This window comes from Serratia sp. AR11, assembly GCF_056376275.1.
Genome location: NZ_CM150739.1, coordinates 5,173,046 through 5,191,797, shown reverse-complemented (window position 1 = coordinate 5,191,797; position 18,752 = coordinate 5,173,046). Strand labels below are relative to the sequence as shown.

Sequence of the window (18,752 nt, the reverse complement as noted above, 5' to 3'; positions counted from 1 at the left end):
TTACCCCCATAAGTTTGATCTCTATCCCAGAACGGGAATTTTAGCCCGTTACCCGGTTCCGGCGATCGGGTTGTTACCGGTATCATGATACCGGTAACAATGAGTGTGCGGTGATATTGATCGCGATAGAACCTTTGCCTCAGCACCACCTACAGCTCGTCTTCTAACACCGGGAAGAGCCTAAAAATACAACAAACGCGCGCTTTACGATCTATCGTAAAGAGGGTCTGCGATAAAAAGGTTGGAGAAAAATTATGCCATTAGTGATTGTTGCAGGCGGCGTAGCGCTGCTGCTGCTGCTGATGATTCGCTTTAAGCTGAACGGCTTTATCTCTTTGATTTTGGTTGCTCTGGCGGTCGGGATCACCCAGGGGATGCCGGTCGATAAAGTGATCGGCTCCATCAAGGCCGGCGTTGGCGGCACGCTGGGTAGCCTGGCGTTGATCATGGGTTTTGGTGCCATGCTCGGCAAGCTGCTGGCGGACTGCGGCGGCGCCCAGCGCATCGCCACTACGCTGATCGAAAAGTTCGGTAAAAAACACATTCAGTGGGCAGTGGTGCTGACGGGCTTTACCGTCGGCTTCGCGCTGTTCTATGAGGTGGGTTTCGTGCTGTTGCTGCCGCTGGTATTCAGTATCGCCGCTTCCGCGCGCGTTCCTCTGCTGTATGTCGGTGTGCCAATGGCGGCTGCGCTGTCGGTAACCCACGGTTTCCTGCCGCCGCACCCTGGCCCAACGGCTATCGCCACCATCTTCCATGCCGATATGGGTAAAACCCTGCTGTACGGTACGCTGCTGGCTATCCCGACGGTGATCCTGGCCGGTCCGGTTTATGCCCGCTTCCTGAAAGGTATCGACAAGCCGGTACCGGAAGGCCTGTATAACCCAAAAATCTTCACCGAAGCGGAAATGCCAAGCTTTGGTATCAGCGTGGCAACCTCTCTGGTGCCGGTGATCCTGATGGCGCTGCGCGCGGTAGCCGAAATGGTGCTGCCGAAGGGTCATAGCCTGTTGCGCTTTGCCGAGTTCTTCGGCGATCCGGTAATGGCGACGCTGATTGCGGTGCTGATTGCTATCTTCACCTTTGGCCTGAACCGTGGCCGCACCATGGATGAAGTGATGGGCACCATCACCGACTCCATCAAGATTATCGCCATGATGCTGTTGATCATCGGCGGTGGCGGCGCGTTCAAGCAAGTGCTGGTCGACAGCGGCGTAGAGAAATATATTGCCGCCCTGATGGAAGGCAGTAACGTCTCGCCGATTCTGTTGGCATGGTCGATTGCCGCCGCACTGCGTTTGGCACTGGGTTCGGCTACCGTGGCGGCGATTACCGCCGGGGGTATCGTTGCTCCGCTGATCGCCACTACCGGCGCCAGTCCGGAACTGATGGTGATCGCGGTCGGTTCAGGCAGCGTGATTTTCTCTCACGTCAATGACCCGGGTTTCTGGCTGTTCAAGGAGTACTTCAACCTGAGCATCATGGAAACCATTAAATCCTGGTCGGTGCTGGAAACCATCATTTCAGTCTGTGGTTTGGTAGGTTGCCTACTGCTGGCGACGGTCGTCTAAAATACTGAGGTTTCCGGCACCTTGGCGGTGTCGGAAACTATTTTGAGTTTGGGGCGCATTTGATGACGCTACCAGCGTCATCTGATCCCATAAGGGCATGACATATGAGCAATCCACAGCACCACGTATTTATTTTGATGGGCGTTTCCGGCAGCGGAAAATCCGCCGTGGCCAACGCCGTTGCCCATGAGGCGAATGCCGCCATGCTGGACGGCGACTACCTGCATCCGCGTGCCAACATCAATAAAATGGCCGCCGGGCACGCGCTGGACGATAACGATCGTGCCCCGTGGCTGGCGGCGTTGAATGACGCGATTTTTGCCATGGAGCGCACCAACGATGTTTCACTGCTGGTCTGTTCGGCGTTGAAAAAGAGCTATCGTGACCGTCTGCGCGAAGGTAACCGCAATCTGCATTTCATCTATCTGAAGGGTGACAAGGCGGTGATTGAAGAGCGTCTGAAGCAGCGCAAGGGCCATTTCTTCAAGCCGCAGATGTTGGTTTCCCAATTCGCTACTTTAGAAGAGCCGAACGAGCAAGAACAAGACGTGCAGGCGATCGAGATTGACCAGCCGCTGGACGGCGTGGTGGCCGATACCCTGGCCTATATTCGTCGTGTTGCAGCCCAGTAACCCGGGCTGCCGCCACTTCTCGGCGCCGTACTGGCGCCAGTAACTTCACTACAACTTCATGTAAGCTCTCACGCCGTCCAGGAACATCTGGGTCGACAGCATCACCAGAATCAGCCCCATCAGCCTTTCCAGCGCACTCACCCCTTTGCTACCCAGCAGGCGCAGGAACAGGTTCGACATCAGCAAAATGGCGGCGGAAATGCCCCAGGCAATCAGCAGCGCCACCACCAGATATGAAATCTGGTTTGGATACTGGTGCGACAGCAGCATCAGCGAGGCCAGAATCGAAGGGCCGGCCACCAGCGGGATGGCCAGTGGCACCAGGAAAGGTTCTTCACCGGCGGAAAGCCCGCTGCTGTCACCCTCCTGCGAGGGAAAAATCATCTTGATGGCGATCAGGAACAGAATAATCCCGCCGGAAATGGATACGGTTTCGGTGCGCAGATTAAGGAACGCCAGAATTTTTTCACCGGCAAACAGGAAAATCAGCATCAACAGCAGGGCGATCAGCAGTTCACGGATCAACACCACCCGACGACGACGCGGCTCCAGGTGCTTGAGCACCGACATAAAAATCGGCAAATTGCCCAGCGGATCCATGATTAAAAACAGCAACACCGTGACCGAAATCATCTCTGTCATTACTACCTCTGAATCTGAAAAGTGCGTCGGTCATCCCGACCGCTTAATAACCTATACCCTATGACTTTCAAGTTACAGCCAGGCGACCAGCTCGCTCATCCCCAGGTATATAAGAAGGATTGCTGAGAATCGCTCACCCATCGAATAAATTCACTTTGCGCCTGCGCCGACATTTTGTAAGGTGGAGAGATATTGCACACAACTTATAGCAGTCATCCTCCAAGGCAGGACAGTCATTATGAAAAACGTTGGTTTCATCGGTTGGCGCGGAATGGTCGGCTCCGTACTCATGCAACGCATGACGCAAGAGCGTGATTTTGACGCCATTCGCCCGGTCTTTTTCTCCACCTCGCAACACGGCCAGGCGGCACCCACCTTCGGCGGCCAGCAGGGCACGCTGCAGGATGCTTACGATGTTGATGCGCTGAGCGCGCTCGACATTATTATTACCTGCCAGGGCGGCGATTATACCAACGAAATTTACCCAAAGCTGCGTGAAACCGGCTGGCAGGGGTACTGGATCGACGCCGCTTCTTCTCTGCGCATGCAGGATGACGCGATCATCATTCTGGATCCGGTCAACCGTGCCGTGATTCAGCAGGGCCTGGATAAAGGCATCAAGACCTTTGTCGGCGGTAACTGCACCGTCAGCCTGATGCTGATGTCGCTGGGCGGCCTGTTCGCCAATGATCTGGTGGAGTGGGCGTCCGTTGCTACCTATCAGGCGGCTTCCGGCGGTGGCGCGCGTCACATGCGTGAACTGCTGACCCAAATGGGCATGCTGCACGCCGACGTGGCGAAAGAGCTGCAGGACCCGGCTTCGGCGATTCTGGATATCGAGCGTAAGGTCACTGAGGCCACCCGCAGCGGCAAACTGCCGACCGATAACTTTGGCGTGCCGCTGGCCGGCAGCCTGATCCCCTGGATTGACAAGCAGCTCGATAACGGCCAGAGCCGTGAAGAGTGGAAAGGCCAGGCGGAGACCAACAAAATCCTGAACAGCGGCCTGGTGATCCCGGTCGACGGTCTGTGCGTGCGCGTTGGCGCGCTGCGCTGCCATAGCCAGGCGTTTACCCTGAAGCTGAAAAAGGACGTTTCGCTGCCGGAAATCGAACAAATGCTGGCGACCCATAATGACTGGGTGCGGGTGATCCCGAACGACCGTGAACTGACCATGCGTGAACTGACGCCGGCAGCGGTCACCGGGACGCTGAACACTCCGGTCGGTCGCCTGCGCAAGCTGAATATGGGGCCGGAATACCTGTCTGCGTTCACCGTGGGTGACCAGTTGCTGTGGGGTGCGGCCGAGCCGCTGCGCCGCATGCTGCGCATCCTGCTGTAAACCTGAACTGTACTTCCCGGGGGCTGACCTCTTTTGGCCCCCAAAAGCCTTATTTTCTTCCTTTTTCTTCGTTTCTGCGCGCTATGGACCAAATCGCTGCAAAGGGGGAAAAGCACACAAGTCATCAGCACTTCTCCACGCGGGCAGCAGCGCAAAGACGCTGTCAGGCTGGCAGTTTTCTTAATGAAGAGTTTTCCTTGCTAATGGGCAATGTTTTTAACCGGCATTGGCTATGCTTAAAGGGCTGGCGGATACATTTTCACCAGCGCTAAAAATAAGCATAAAGAGCGGAATTCGGGCCGGGAAGGTGAGAATTGATCAATAACCGACCGCAATCACGCTTTAGATACCGAATGAATTGCATGATAACCAAAACGGCTATGGATTAAGCGTTACGCCCTGTGGATCTCAAGGTGCAGCCATTTCGCGGCAACCTGAAAGACGATGAGCTTACGCGGCCCCTTATAAATCATGCTCTTAATCTTAGGAAGAAGACTATGCCTGTACTTCCCGATCGTGACGTGATTGATCAGCTTTTCTCCGGCAATTCTGCCGACCCCTTTTCTCTGCTGGGTATGCATGCGGCCGATAACGGTCTGCAGGTGCGTGCGCTGTTGCCTGATGCCAGCGAAGTCTGGCTGCTGGAGCAGCAAACCGGCCGGCGTCTGGTGCAGCTAAACTGCGACGATGCGCGCGGCTTTTTCAGCGCCACGGTACCGCGTCGCAAAACCCCGTTCCGCTATCAATTCGAAGTTCGCTGGCAGGATCATCAGCAGATCGTCGACGATCCCTACCGTTTCGGCACCCTGCTGCAGGATATTGACAGTTGGTTGCTGGCCGAAGGCACCCATTTGCGTCCTTATGAACGTCTGGGGGCACACCTCAGTACGCTTGATGACGTCGAAGGCGTCAGCTTTGCCGTTTGGGCGCCGAATGCCCAGCGCGTCTCGGTGGTTGGCGAGTTTAACTTCTGGGACGGCCGCCGCCACCCGATGCGCCTGCGGCGTGAAAACGGGATTTGGGAGCTGTTCCTGCCGGGGGTGAAAGCCGGGCAATTGTACAAGTACGAAATTATAGACTGCTACGGCAATACCCAGTTGAAGGCCGATCCTTACGCCTTCGAGGCGCAAATGCGGCCGGATACCGCGTCGCTGGTGACGCCGTTGCCGGAGGTGGTGGAAAACACCCCGCAACGCCAGCGGGCCAATGATTTTGACCGACCGATTTCGATCTACGAGGTGCATCTTGGCTCGTGGCGGCGTCACACCGACGATAATTTCTGGCTCAGCTATGGCGAACTGGCCGTGCAGCTGATTGATTACGTCAAGGACATGGGGTTCACTCATATCGAGCTGCTGCCGATTAACGAGCATCCGTTTGACGGCAGCTGGGGCTATCAGCCGTTGGGGTTGTATGCCCCGACCCGGCGTTTCGGCACCCCGGCCGACTTCAAAGATTTTGTCGCGGCGGCGCACCGGGCGGGCATCAACGTGATCCTGGACTGGGTGCCGGGGCATTTCCCCAGCGATGCCTATGGCCTGGCGAATTTCGACGGCACCGCGCTGTATGAATACGCCGACCCGCGTGAAGGCTTCCATCAGGACTGGAATACCCTGATTTACAACTATGGCCGCCATGAAGTGCGTAACTATCTGGCGGGTAATGCCCTTTACTGGTTGGAACGCTATGGCATCGACGCATTGCGTGTCGATGCGGTGGCTTCGATGATCTACCGCGATTACAGCCGTGCCGAAGGCGAATGGGTACCGAACTACTACGGTGGCAACGAAAATCTGGAGGCCATTGCCTTCCTGCGTTACACCAACCAGAGCATCGGCAAGGAGCGGCCCGGTGCGGTGACGCTGGCGGAAGAGTCCACCGATTACCCAGGGGTAACGCTGCCGCCGGAATCTAACGGGCTGGGGTTCCACTACAAATGGAATCTGGGTTGGATGCACGACACGCTCAACTACATGCAATGCGACCCGGTACACCGCAAGTATCATCACAATCAGATGACCTTCGGCATGTTGTACGCCTACACCGAAAACTTCGTGCTGCCGATTTCCCATGACGAAGTGGTGCACGGCAAGAAATCGATTCTCGACCGCATGCCCGGCGACGCCTGGCAGAAGTTTGCCAACCTGCGTGCCTACTACGGCTTTATGTGGGCGCACCCGGGCAAAAAACTGTTGTTTATGGGCTGCGAGTTCGCCCAGGGCCGCGAATGGAATTTCGACAGCAGCCTCGACTGGCATCTGCTGGAAGGGCTGGACGGCTGGCATCATGGCGTGCAGCGGCTGGTGCGCGATCTTAACCATTGCTATCAACAGCAGGCGCCGTTGTATGAGCGTGACTACCGGCCGGACGGTTTTGAGTGGCTGGTGGTGGACGACCATGACAATTCGGTGTTTGCCTTCGCCCGCTATGATGCGCATGGCAATGAGCTGATCGCTGTCAGCAACTTTACCCCGGTGCCGCGTCACCACTATCGCATCGGTATTTCCCGCCCCGGTGAGTACCGGGAAATCCTCAATACCGACTCGCACCATTATCACGGCAGCAATACCGGCAACCAGGGGCGCGTGGTGTCCGAGCAGATAGGCAACCACGGCCGCGAGCATTCGATTAGCGTGACCGTACCGCCGCTGGCGACCATCTACCTGCTGCGGGAGGCGCAATGACTGAGCTGACGCCCGGCATCGCCGCGCCTCTCGGGGCGCACTATGACGGTAACGGCATCAACTTTAGCCTGTATTCCGCCCATGCTACCGGGGTGGAGCTGTGCCTGTTTGACGAACAACAGCGTGAAGTTCGCCTGCCGCTGGCGACGCGCAGCGGTGATATTTGGCACGGTTATCTGCCGGGCGGCAAACCGGGCCAGCGTTATGGATACCGGGTGCATGGCCCGTTTGATCCTGCGCAGGGGCTGCGTTTTAACCCCAATAAGCTGCTGCTGGATCCCGCCGCCCGCGCGGTCGAGGGACCGGTGGCCGATGACCCCTACCTGCATGGTGGCTATGACCGGCCGGATCGGCATGACAGCGCCGAGCTGATGCCAAAGTGCGTGGTGATCGACGAAGCCTACGACTGGCAGGATGATTGCCCGCCGGCCACGCCGTGGGGCAAAACGGTGATCTACGAAGCGCATGTGCGCGGTCTGACCCTGCAACACCCGGAGATCCCGCAGGTGCTGCGTGGCAGTTTTGCCGCGCTCGGCCACCCGGTGATGATCGCCTACTTCAAGCGCCTTGGCATTACCGCGCTGGAACTGCTGCCGGTGCAGCAACACAGCTCCGAGCCGCGCCTGCAACGCCTCGGGTTGATTAACTACTGGGGCTATAACGTGCTGGCGCCCTATGCGCCGGATAACCGTTACTCCAGCCTGCGTACCGACATGACGCCGCTGCGCGAATTCCGCGACGCGGTGAAGGCGCTGCATAAGGCCGGGATTGAAGTGATCCTCGACGTGGTGTTCAACCACAGCGCCGAGCTGGATACCGACGGGCCGACGCTGTCGCTGCGTGGCATCGATAACCCGGGCTATTACTGGCTCACTCCCGAGGGAGGCTACGTGAACGATACCGGCTGCGGTAACACGCTGCGGCTTGATCAACCACAGGGCGTAGCCTGGGTGATGGACTGCCTGCGTTTTTGGGTGGGTGAGTGTCACGTAGACGGCTTCCGCTTTGATCTGGGTAGCGTGCTCGGCCGCACGCCAGCGTTCGATCGCGACGCGCCGCTGTTCCAGGCGATGCTGGCCGACGACCTGCTGTCACGCTGCAAGCTGATCGCCGAACCCTGGGATATTGGTCCCGGCGGCTATCAGGTGGGTGAGTTTCCCGGTCGTTTTGCCGAGTGGAACGACCATTACCGGGACGATATGCGCCGCTTCTGGCTGCAGGGCGATATTTCGCTCGGTCAGTTCGCCCAGCGTTTTGCCGCTTCCAGTGACCTGTTCAACCAACGCGGGCGTGCGCCGTACGCCAGCATCAACATGCTGACCGCTCATGACGGTTTTACCCTGCAGGATCTGGTCAGCTTTAGCCGTAAGCACAACCAACTGAACGGCGAAGGTAACCGCGACGGCAGCGACCGTAACTTTAGCAACAACCACGGTGTTGAAGGCCCGATAGCCGACGACGCCATTGTGCAACGCCGTAGGGCCAGCCGGCAGGCACTGCTTGCCACGTTATTGCTGTCCCAGGGAACGCCGATGCTGCTGGCCGGCGATGAACATGGACACAGCCAGCAGGGCAACAACAATGCTTATTGTCAGGACAACGCTATCACCTGGCTCGACTGGGCCACGGCGGATGACTCACTCACCGCTTACACCGCCGCACTGATCCACCTGCGCCAACAAATTCCCGCCCTGCAGCATGACCGCTGGTGGCAGGAGGGCGACGGTAACGTGCAGTGGCTGAACGCGCAGGGGCAATCGCTCAGCGCGCAACAGTGGGAGCAGGGAGATCTGCAGTTGCAGATCTGTCTGTCACAACGCTGGCTGGTGGTAGTGAACGCCACGCAGCAGGCGGTGGAGATGACGTTGCCTGCCGGCGATTGGCAGCTTGTCGCCCCCTTTACTCAGGAAGATTCGCGGGCGGTCTTACCCGCCTGGAACCAGGCTGCGCACTCGATTTGCGTGCTGGTCAAGAAAAAATAAAAGGAGTCAGCTATGGTTAGGTTTGAAAATAAAGACCCCCTGATGTTGGCACGCCAACTGCCGATTAAGTCCGTCGCCCTGATTTTGGCCGGTGGCCGCGGTTCGCGTTTGAAAGATTTAACCTCAACCCGTGCCAAGCCGGCCGTCCACTTTGGCGGTAAATTCCGCATCATTGATTTTGCCCTGTCGAACTGCCTGAACTCGGGGATCCGCCGCATCGGTGTGATCACCCAATACCAGTCTCATACCCTGGTGCAGCATATTCAGCGTGGCTGGTCGTTCCTCAACGAAGAGATGAATGAGTTTGTCGATCTGCTGCCGGCCCAGCAACGCCTCAGTACCGAGCACTGGTACAAGGGCACGGCGGATGCGGTGTACCAGAACCTGGACATTATCCGCCGTTACGACGCCGAATATGTGGTGATCCTGGCGGGCGATCATATCTACAAGATGGATTACTCGCGCATGCTGATCGATCACGTGGAAAAGGGCGCGCAGTGTACCGTTGCCTGCCTGCCGGTGCCGCGCGATGAGGCCAGCGAGTTCGGCGTGATGGAAGTGGACGAGAACGATCTGATCCTCGAATTTCTGGAGAAACCCAGCAACCCACCGCCGATGCCAGGTAACCCTGATATGTCGCTGGCCAGCATGGGGATCTACATCTTTAACGCCGACTACCTGTTCCAACTGCTGGAGGAGGACATGTCGACACCGGGCTCAACCCATGACTTCGGCAAGGATCTGATCCCGAAAATCACCGCCCAGAAAGCGGCGTGGGCGCACCCGTTCACGCTGTCCTGCGTAACCTCCAACCCCGAGTTGCCGCCGTATTGGCGCGACGTGGGGACGCTGGAAGCCTACTGGCGCGCCAACCTTGATTTGGCTTCGGTGACGCCGGAGTTGGATATGTATGACCGCGCCTGGCCGATCCGCACCCATATGGAGCCGCTGCCGCCGGCCAAGTTCGTGCAGGACCGTTCCGGCAGCCACGGCATGACCATGAACTCGCTGGTGTCCGGCGGCTGTATTGTTTCCGGTTCGGTGGTGGTGCATTCGGTGCTGTTCCCGCGGGTGCGGGTGAACTCGTTTTGTACCATCGACTCTACTGTATTGCTGCCGGACGTTAACGTCGGCCGTTCCTGCCGTCTGCGACGCTGCATCATTGACCGCGCCTGCCATATCCCCGAGGGCATGGTGATTGGCGAAAACGCCGATGAGGACAGCAAACGCTTTTATCGCTCGGAAGGCGGCATTGTGTTGGTCACGCGCGAAATGTTGTCAAAATTGTGAGTTAAGGTATCCGGCAGAACGATAGCCTGCCGCCATGTAAACGGATTGACTGATGGCTTGCAAAACGCGGATTAACAACAGCGGCAAGCCTGCTTTATTTCTTATCCAGAGGCATTTTTTGCCGACTCTCAGGAGTGATAATGCAGGTTTTACACGTATGTTCTGAAATGTTCCCCCTGTTGAAAACCGGGGGGCTCGCAGACGTGGTTGGCGCATTACCGGCGGCTCAGATCGCCGAGGGCGGCGATGTTCGGGTGTTATTGCCCGCTTTCCCTGACGTTCGTAATGGCATACCGGATTCCGTGTTGGTGGCGGAAATCGACTCGTTCGCCGGCCGGGTCGGTCTGCGTTACGGTACCTATCACGGTGTGGGCATCTACCTGATCGACGCCCCCTGGTTGTACGAACGCCCCGGCAGCCCTTATCACGACCAATCCATGAATGCCTATTCCGACAACCACCGGCGCTTTGCCCTGTTGGGTTGGATGGCCTGCGAACTGGCCAAGGGGCTGGACCGCTACTGGCGGCCACAGGTGGTGCATGCCCATGACTGGCACGCCGGGCTGGCCTGTGCCTATCTGGCGGCTAACGGTCACCCGGCGCGTTCTGTTTTCACCGTGCACAACCTGGCCTACCAGGGGCTGTTCTCCGCCCATCATGTGCCGGAACTGTGGTTGCCGCCTTCGTTCTTCAACATCTATGGCCTGGAGTTTTACGGCCAGATGTCATTCCTGAAGGCCGGTCTGTTTTACGCCGACCATATCACCGCCGTCAGCCCGACCTATGCGCGTGAGATCACCCGGCCGGAGTTCGGCTACGGCATGGAAGGGCTGTTGCAGGAACGCCAGCGGCAGGGGCGTCTTAGCGGCATTCTTAACGGCGTGGATGACAAGATTTGGGACCCGTCCCACGATCCGCGCCTGACTGCGCGCTATGACGCCGACAATCTGAAAAACAAGGCCAAGAATAAACTGCACCTGCAAAAAGCCATGGGGCTGAAAGTGGATGAGTCGCTGCCACTGTTTGCTGTCGTCAGCCGTCTGACCAGCCAGAAAGGTCTGGATTTAGTCCTGGAAGCGCTACCGGCGCTGCTGGAGCAGGGCGGTCAACTGGCGCTGTTAGGGGCCGGCGATGCGGTGTTGCAGCAGGCATTTCTGGCCGCGGCCGCCGACTACCCTGAACAGGTTGGCGTGCAGATTGGTTACCACGAGGCCTTCTCGCACCGGATCATCGGCGGGGCCGATGTGATTATGGTGCCGAGCCGTTTCGAGCCCTGCGGGCTGACCCAACTCTATGGCCTGAAATACGGCACGCTGCCGCTGGTGCGTCGCACCGGTGGGTTAGCGGATACGGTAGTGGACTGCGCGTTGGAGAACCTGGCCGACGGCAGCGCCAGCGGGTTTGTTTTTGATGATTGCGACGCCGTCGCTCTGGGTAACGCCATTCGGCGTGCCATGGTGCTGTGGAGCCGACCCAAGCATTGGCGTCACGTCCAGCGCCACGCCATGAGCGTGGATTTTGGCTGGCAAGTTGCGGCACAGGAATATCTGTCGCTTTATCAACGCTTATCGTAACTATTGTTATGCCCTATGAATTTCAAGCTGCAGGTAACAAGGCTGCGGCTTGAAAGGCGACGGGCAATCACGCACTTGGGATCGAAAAACTATGACGTTACCGATTAGTTACACCTCACCCACGGTCAGTGTTGAAGCGCTGAAACACTCCATCGCCTATAAATTGATGTTTATTGTCGGCAAGGACCCGGCAATTGCCAATCAGCATGACTGGCTGAATGCCGTGTTGTTTGCGGTTCGCGACCGTATGGTGGAACGCTGGTTGCGTTCTAACCGTGCGCAACTTTCACAGGATGTGCGTCAGGTGTATTACCTGTCGATGGAGTTCCTGATCGGCCGCACGTTGTCCAACGCCCTGCTGTCGATGGGCATTTATCAGGATATTGACGACGCATTGAATGAGATGGGGATGAGCCTGGGCGAGCTGCTGGAGGAAGAGAACGATCCGGGCCTCGGCAACGGTGGCCTGGGGCGGCTGGCGGCCTGTTTCCTGGATTCGCTGGCGACGCTGGCGCTGCCGGGACGTGGCTACGGTATTCGTTATGAATATGGCATGTTCAAACAAAATATCGTCAACGGTCAGCAGATGGAATCGCCGGACTACTGGCTGGAATATGGCAACCCGTGGGAATTCCCACGTCACAACACGCGCTATAAGGTGCGTTTTGGTGGGCGGATCCAACAGGAAGGCGCCAAGGCTCGTTGGGTAGAAACCGAAGAGATTATTGCCACCGCTTACGATCAGGTGATCCCCGGTTTTGATACCGATGCGACCAACACGCTGCGGCTATGGAGCGCCCAGGCCAGTAATGAAATCAACCTGGGAAAATTCAACCAGGGCGATTACTTCGCGGCCGTTGAGGATAAAAACCACTCGGAGAACGTGTCACGCGTGCTGTATCCGGATGATTCCACCTATTCCGGGCGCGAACTTCGCCTGCGGCAGGAGTATTTCCTGGTGTCGGCCACGGTGCAGGATATCCTCAACCGCCACTGGACGATGCATAAAAGCTTCGACAACCTGGCAGACAAGATTGCCATTCACCTGAATGACACTCACCCGGTCCTGTCGATCCCGGAGCTGATGCACCGATTAATTGACGAGCATAAATTCAGTTGGCTGGATGCCTGGGCCGTGGTGGAAAAGGTGTTCTCCTATACCAACCACACGCTGATGAGCGAAGCGCTGGAAACCTGGCCGCTGGATATGATCGGCAGGATCCTGCCGCGTCACCTGCAGCTGATTTTCGAGATTAACGATCACTTCCTCAAACACGTACAGGAAGTCGCGCCGGGTGACAATGATCTGCTGGCTCGAGTGTCGATCATTGATGAAACCAATGGCCGCCGGGTACGTATGGCCTGGCTGGCGGTGGTGGCCAGCCACAAGGTTAACGGCGTTTCCGCACTGCATTCCGAACTGATGGTGCAATCGTTGTTTGCCGATTTTGCCCATATCTTCCCCGATCGCTTCTGCAATAAAACCAACGGTGTTACGCCACGCCGCTGGCTGGGGCTGGCTAACCGTCCGTTATCCGCCGTACTCGATGACAGTATCGGCCAGACCTGGCGCACCGATCTCAGCCAACTGAGCGAGATCAAGGCCAATGTTGATTATCCGAGTTTCTTGCAGGCTGTGCAGGCCGCCAAACGGCAGAACAAGGAGCGACTGGCTACCTACATCGCCAAAACGCTGAATGTGGTGGTCAACCCGGATGCGCTGTTCGACGTACAGATCAAGCGTATCCACGAATATAAGCGGCAGTTGCTCAACGTACTGCACGTGATCACGCTGTATAACCGTCTGCTGCAGGATCCGGAAACCGAGCGGGTGCCGCGGGTGGTGATCTTTGCCGGCAAGGCGGCCTCGGCTTATTACGCCGCCAAGCAGATCATTCGTTTGATCAACGATGTCGCCAAGGTGATCAACAACGATCCGCGCGTGCATACGCAGTTGAAAGTGGTGTTTATCCCGAACTACGGCGTCAGTCTGGCGCAGATGATCATTCCGGCGGCGGATCTTTCCGAGCAGATCTCACTGGCGGGCACCGAGGCGTCCGGCACCAGTAATATGAAGTTTGCGCTTAACGGTGCGCTGACTATCGGCACGCTGGACGGTGCCAACGTCGAGATGCTGGAACACGTGGGTGAGGAGAATATCTTTATCTTCGGCAATACCGCCGAGCAGGTAGAAGAGCTGCGGCGCAACGGTTACAACCCGCATCTTTACTATGAGCAGGATCCCGAGCTGCATCAGGCGCTGACTCAGATCGCCACCGGTGCTTTCAGCCCTGAGGAGCCAAAGCGCTACAGTAACCTGTTTGATTCACTGGTTAACCTGGGCGATCACTATCAACTGCTGGCCGATTATCGCAGCTATGTGGATACGCAGGACAAGGTGGATGAGGTGTATCGCAATCAGGATGACTGGACGCGGCGGGCAATATTGAATATCGCCAACATGGGCTACTTCTCTTCCGACCGCACCATTCAGGAGTATGCGGACGAGATCTGGCACATCAAGCCTATCAAGCTGTAAATACAAAAGGGCCGGAAATCCGGCCCTTTTTAGCTTTGGCGAGTTACGATGCCAGAGACAGGGTTTTCGCTTTCGCGTGTTCTGCCAGCCAGGCTTTTACCCGCGCCTGCTGCGCTTCATCCAGCCACATACCCAGCTTGGTACGGCGCCAGATAGCGTCATCGAGTTCCACCACCCATTCTTTGTCGATCAGGTAGCGCAATTCGGCTTCATGCAGGCCATGACCGAAATCTTCGCCCAGGTCGCTGAGGCTATTGGCATTGGCCAGGATCAGCTCGCTGTGGCTGCCGTAGGTGCGTGCAAAGCGGCGTGCCAGCGATTCCGGCAACCAGCTGTGTTCACGACGCAGTTTCGCGGCGTAGCTGTCGCGATCGCCACCGATGTCACCACCTGGCAGCGAACCGTTTTTGGTCCACGCCGGGCCACAACCAGGGTAGTAGTGCGCCAGTTTTTCCATCGCATGCTCAGCCAGCTTGCGGTAGGTCGTCAGTTTGCCGCCGAATACGGAAAGCAACGGCGCTTTACCCTGCTCGTCATGCACGTCCAGCGTGTAATCACGGGTCACCGCCTGCGGTGAATCGGACTCGTCGTCACACAGCGGACGCACACCAGAGTATGTCCAGACGATATCGTCACGGCCCAACTGCTTCTTGAAGTGGTCGTTATACACTTTCAGCAGATAGTTGATTTCGTTATCGTCGATCTTCACATCTTTCGGATCGCCGTGATACTCCACGTCGGTGGTGCCGATGATCGAGAATTCGTCATTCCATGGGATCACGAAGACGATACGATGGTCTTCGTTTTGCAGAATATAGGACTGTGGCTGATCGTGTACACGCGGTACCACGATGTGGCTGCCTTTGATCAGACGGATGCCATAAGGGGATTTCAGCTTCAGACCATCGTCGAAGAAGTGTTTCACCCATGGACCGGTGGCGTTCACCAGGCCCTTGGCGCGCCAGGTAAAGGTTTTGCCACTGTCGACGTCGACCGCTTCCACCATCCACAGGCCGTTTTCACGCCATGCACGGGTCACTTTGGTGCGTGTGCGCACTTCGCCACCGCGCTTTTCCACTTCCTGGGCATTGAGTACCACCAGGCGAGCATCGTCGACCCAGCAGTCAGAATATTCGAAACCGCGCTTCAATTCAGGCTTCAGCACCGATTCTGGTCCAAAGCGCAAACCCTTGCTGCCTGGCAGACTGGTGCGTTTCCCCAGGTGATCGTACAGGAACAGGCCGATACGGATCATCCAGGCCGGGCGCAGGTGCGGCTGATGCGGCAGACGGAAACGCATTGGGAAGGCGATGTGTGGCGCCAGTCGCAGTAACACTTCACGCTCGGCCAGCGCTTCGCTCACCAAACGGAATTCGTAGTGTTCCAGGTAGCGCAGGCCGCCGTGGATCAGTTTGGAACTGGCGGAAGACGTAGCACAGGCCAAGTCTTGCGCTTCCAGTAGCAGAACGGACAGCCCGCGCCCGGCAGCATCGGCCGCGATGCCGGCACCGTTGATGCCGCCACCGATAACGATCAAGTCTTTGGTTTCCACGTCAACTTCCTCCAGATGTTCGAAATAGCTCTTTCATGTTCGTTTTCGCTCATGATTGTAATCAAAAACCAACAAACAAGCCAAGACTTAACCAAACAAAAACATTTAGGCGTGATAGAGGTAACAGTTTGATGATAGTAGTTATACAAAAAGAAGGGGTATTAGGCGTTGCGAGCATTGCGCTGTGCAGTGTGTTAACCGAGCTACTAATAAACCAGATGAATAATAAATGCTTATCTATCTAGAAGTTACAAGATGCTAGAGTTTTTGAATCGTCAGAGTATATTTCTAAGTCGGATGTAATAAAGTCACGGACTTAAAGCTGAAAAACAGGTGCTGATGCAGAAGCGGAAAATAGCGCGTCGTGCTGTAAGACCGCAAACTCTGTGCCCTATAAAAGGATATTGTCATGGCGAACTCGTTTCTTTCTCCTTCCCCTGATGGGGAGTTTGTTCTGTTTCAGTCAACGGATGGCAAGGTACGTTTAGAGTGTCGTTTTGCATCGGATACACTTTGGTTATCACAGGCGGCGATGTCTGAACTCTACCAGGTGACACCGCAGGCGGTGACCCAGCATATCAAGGCGGTTTACGACGAAGGTGAGCTTGAACAAAGTTTAACCTGTAAGGATTACTTACAAGTTCAAACTGAAGATACAAGACAGGTTCAGCGGAAAATTCGCCACTATAATCTGGGTGTTATCCTCGCGGTTGGCTATCGTGTTCGTTCTTCTCGTGGTACTCAGTTCCGCCAGTGGGCGACACAAACGCTGCAAGAATATCTGGTGAAAGGCTTCGTGATGGATGACGAACGTCTGAAAAACCCGCCGGTCGGTAAATCGGTGGTGCCGGATTACTTCGACGAGCTTCTTGAGCGCATCCGTGATATTCGCACTTCCGAGTTACGCTTTTATCAAAAAATCCGCGATCTGTTTACGCTATCAGAAGATTACAGAGCTAACGAAAAAGACACTGGGTTAATGAACAGCCACTGTTGAGCCACTGTGGCTCCGTAAGTCGTGAACAGATGAAGTCTGTTGTACACCAACGTTATGAATCCTTCGATCAGCAAAGAAAAATGACTGATGCACGTGAGGCCGACCGAATTGAACTGGAACAACTTGAGCAGCTTGAAAAACGCTTAAGCAGGAAAAATGCTCCCTAGCACCTTCTCCAAATGGAGAAGATGCGAGAGAAGGGCTTAACACAACTCCAGCTGTACGTCGTACTGCTCGATGATTTTCATCACGCTTGGCGGCGGCAGTTGATCGGTAAACAGGTAGTCGATCAGGCTCATATTGCCGAGGTTAACCATCGCGTTGCGGCCGAATTTGGAATGGTCGGTGACCAACATCACGCAGCGTGAATTTTCGATAATTGCGCGTTTGGTGCGCACTTCGTGATAGTCGAATTCAAGCAGCGAGCCGTCCATATCGATGCCGCTGATACCCAGAATGCCGTAATCGAGACGGAACTGGGAGATAAAGTCCAGCGTGGCCTCACCCATGATACCGCCGTCGCGGGTACGTACCTCGCCACCGGCCAGGATCAGACGAAAATCTTCCTTGGCGGTCAGCAGAGTGGCGACGTTCAGGTTATTGGTCACCACGCGCAGGTTCTTGTGATTCATCAGCGCATGGGCGACCGCTTCCGGCGTGGTGCCGATGTCGATAAACAGCGTGGCGCCGTCCGGGATCTGGCTGGCGACGCGTTGAGCGATACGCGCTTTCTGTTCCGACCACATCACTTTGCGATCGTTGTAGGCGGCATTGACCGAACTGGAAGGCAAGGCTGCCCCACCGTGGTGGCGTTGGATTTTGTTCTGATCGGCCAGGTCATTCAAATCACGACGAATCGTTTGCGGGCTAACGTCAAAATGTTCGACCAGCTCTTCGGTACTGACATAACCCTGCAGGCGCACCAGCTCGATAATAGCGTCATGACGCTGTGTTTGCTTCACGGTAATCCCCTAAAACGCCTGGCTTGTACCTGGCTGTTATTGTTCGTTGTGCGCGCGATGTCGCGTGTCCCAAAATGCCATCAATAACCCTAACACTAAACCGGCTACGTGTGCCGCGTTAGCGATCGACATTCCTAAAATATCGAAATATCCGGCCACCAGCCACAGGACCGAAAACACCATCAGGCCGCGCGGCAGCATCAGACCGCGTTCCGGTGCTCGCTCGCCGCTGAGCCAGCAGTAACCCATCAGAGCGTAGACCACGCCGGACAGGCCGCCGAACAACGCACCGCTAAACAGCGACTGCGCCCAGCCGCTGAAGAAGGCCGAGACCACTGCCAGCACGAACAGTTTGCCGCTGCCGAGGCGTTTTTCCAGCGGGCCGCCGAGATACCACCACCACAGCAGGTTAAAGGTGATGTGCAGCAGTGAAAAATGCAGGAAAGCGTGGCTGACCCAGCGCCACAGCTGCAGGTACTGGCTGCTGTCTTGCGGCCAGGAGAGCCAGTACATCAGGATATCATCGCCCAATATCTGCATCAGGATATAGACCATAATGCACAGCGCCATCACGCCGAGCGTCAGCGGCCCGGCCTTGCTGCGCAGGGTTTGCAGATAGGAAAAACCCTGATAGTGCAGATCGGCATCGGTATTGCCGGCCTGCCAACTGGCGGCGCGATAGCGACTGTTAAGCGGATCGATCAGAAACTGCTGCAGTTCGTGCTGCACCTGCTCCAGATGGCTGTCGTCTGCCAGCCAGATTTCCGCCGCCTCGCCGGTATTGTGCACCCTAAGCTCAATGCCCTGTGTCGTCATGTAGTCGACAAAGGCCTGCGCCAGGCGGGGATTGGATACGGCGATTACTCTAACCATTGCTCTTCCGTCTAAGTGAATGATTTTAGCCGCCGGTGACCCGATGGCGTTGACGGCCGATTATAGCGTCGAAATCCTGAGCGCAGGCAAAGGATCTGCTAAAAACCAGTAA

Annotated in this window: 12 protein-coding genes and 1 pseudogene; 9 read left to right on the top strand and 4 right to left on the bottom strand. The window is 56.5% G+C overall.

Annotated features, from left to right (window positions below; translation table 11 throughout):
- Nucleotides 1-254: 254 nt before the first annotated feature.
- Both gntT and gntK read left to right on the top strand, forming a co-directional pair.
- Nucleotides 255-1,571 (top strand): gluconate transporter, encoded by a 1,317-nt coding sequence (gntT, locus tag ACSOSI_RS24520; protein ID WP_012147326.1) that lies wholly within the window; start codon nt 255-257, stop codon nt 1,569-1,571.
- Between the two features lie 104 nt (nt 1,572-1,675).
- Nucleotides 1,676-2,203, top strand: a complete 528-nt coding sequence (gene gntK, locus ACSOSI_RS24515) for a gluconokinase (protein WP_012147325.1) — start codon at nt 1,676-1,678, stop codon at nt 2,201-2,203.
- 48 nt (nt 2,204-2,251) lie between these two features.
- On the opposite strand, the gene ACSOSI_RS24510 is transcribed toward gntK, so the two are convergent.
- Entirely contained in the window at nt 2,252-2,845 is a 594-nt protein-coding gene (locus ACSOSI_RS24510) for a YhgN family NAAT transporter (protein WP_012147324.1), read from the bottom strand.
- A 238-nt stretch (nt 2,846-3,083) separates the two neighbouring features.
- Between ACSOSI_RS24510 and asd the strand changes: the two genes are divergently transcribed.
- The 6 genes from asd to glgP all read left to right on the top strand — a co-directional run bounded on the left by asd (nt 3,084) and on the right by glgP (nt 14,256).
- On the top strand, nt 3,084-4,187 hold the full coding sequence (gene asd, locus ACSOSI_RS24505; protein ID WP_261099989.1) for an aspartate-semialdehyde dehydrogenase: 1,104 nt from the start codon (nt 3,084-3,086) through the stop codon (nt 4,185-4,187).
- 497 nt (nt 4,188-4,684) lie between these two features.
- Nucleotides 4,685-6,871 carry a 1,4-alpha-glucan branching protein GlgB gene (gene glgB, locus ACSOSI_RS24500; RefSeq protein ID WP_419246284.1) on the top strand — a complete coding sequence of 729 codons (2,187 nt, stop codon included), beginning with the start codon at nt 4,685-4,687 and terminating at the stop codon, nt 6,869-6,871.
- A complete protein-coding gene (gene glgX, locus ACSOSI_RS24495; RefSeq protein ID WP_261278267.1) occupies nt 6,868-8,853 on the top strand; it encodes a glycogen debranching protein GlgX in 1,986 nt (661 codons plus the stop codon). Before glgB ends, glgX begins: the two co-directional genes overlap by 4 nt.
- Nucleotides 8,854-8,865: 12 nt before the next feature.
- Entirely contained in the window at nt 8,866-10,143 is a 1,278-nt protein-coding gene (gene glgC, locus ACSOSI_RS24490; RefSeq protein WP_012147320.1) for a glucose-1-phosphate adenylyltransferase, read from the top strand.
- Between the two features lie 140 nt (nt 10,144-10,283).
- Nucleotides 10,284-11,717, top strand: coding sequence for a glycogen synthase GlgA (glgA, locus tag ACSOSI_RS24485; protein ID WP_012147319.1), 1,434 nt, complete (start codon nt 10,284-10,286; stop codon nt 11,715-11,717).
- 91 nt (nt 11,718-11,808) lie between these two features.
- Nucleotides 11,809-14,256: a glycogen phosphorylase gene (gene glgP / locus ACSOSI_RS24480; RefSeq protein WP_012147318.1), complete on the top strand. Its 2,448-nt coding sequence runs from the start codon at nt 11,809-11,811 to the stop codon at nt 14,254-14,256.
- Between the two features lie 43 nt (nt 14,257-14,299).
- Here the strand turns inward: glgP and glpD are convergent, their stop codons facing one another.
- A complete protein-coding gene (glpD, locus tag ACSOSI_RS24475; protein WP_112364245.1) occupies nt 14,300-15,808 on the bottom strand; it encodes a glycerol-3-phosphate dehydrogenase in 1,509 nt (502 codons plus the stop codon).
- Nucleotides 15,809-16,217: 409 nt separating this feature from the next.
- Between glpD and ACSOSI_RS24470 the strand changes: the two are divergent.
- Nucleotides 16,218-16,781, top strand: a pseudogene (locus ACSOSI_RS24470) (virulence RhuM family protein); the annotation flags it as partial.
- A 227-nt stretch (nt 16,782-17,008) separates the two neighbouring features.
- On the opposite strand, the gene ACSOSI_RS24465 reads toward ACSOSI_RS24470, so the two are convergent.
- A complete protein-coding gene (locus ACSOSI_RS24465) occupies nt 17,009-17,767 on the bottom strand; it encodes a DeoR/GlpR family transcriptional regulator (RefSeq protein ID WP_012147315.1) in 759 nt (252 codons plus the stop codon).
- Nucleotides 17,768-17,803: 36 nt separating this feature from the next.
- Nucleotides 17,804-18,640: a rhomboid family intramembrane serine protease GlpG gene (glpG, locus tag ACSOSI_RS24460; RefSeq protein WP_476706286.1), complete on the bottom strand. Its 837-nt coding sequence runs from the start codon at nt 18,638-18,640 to the stop codon at nt 17,804-17,806.
- Nucleotides 18,641-18,752: the final 112 nt, after the last annotated feature.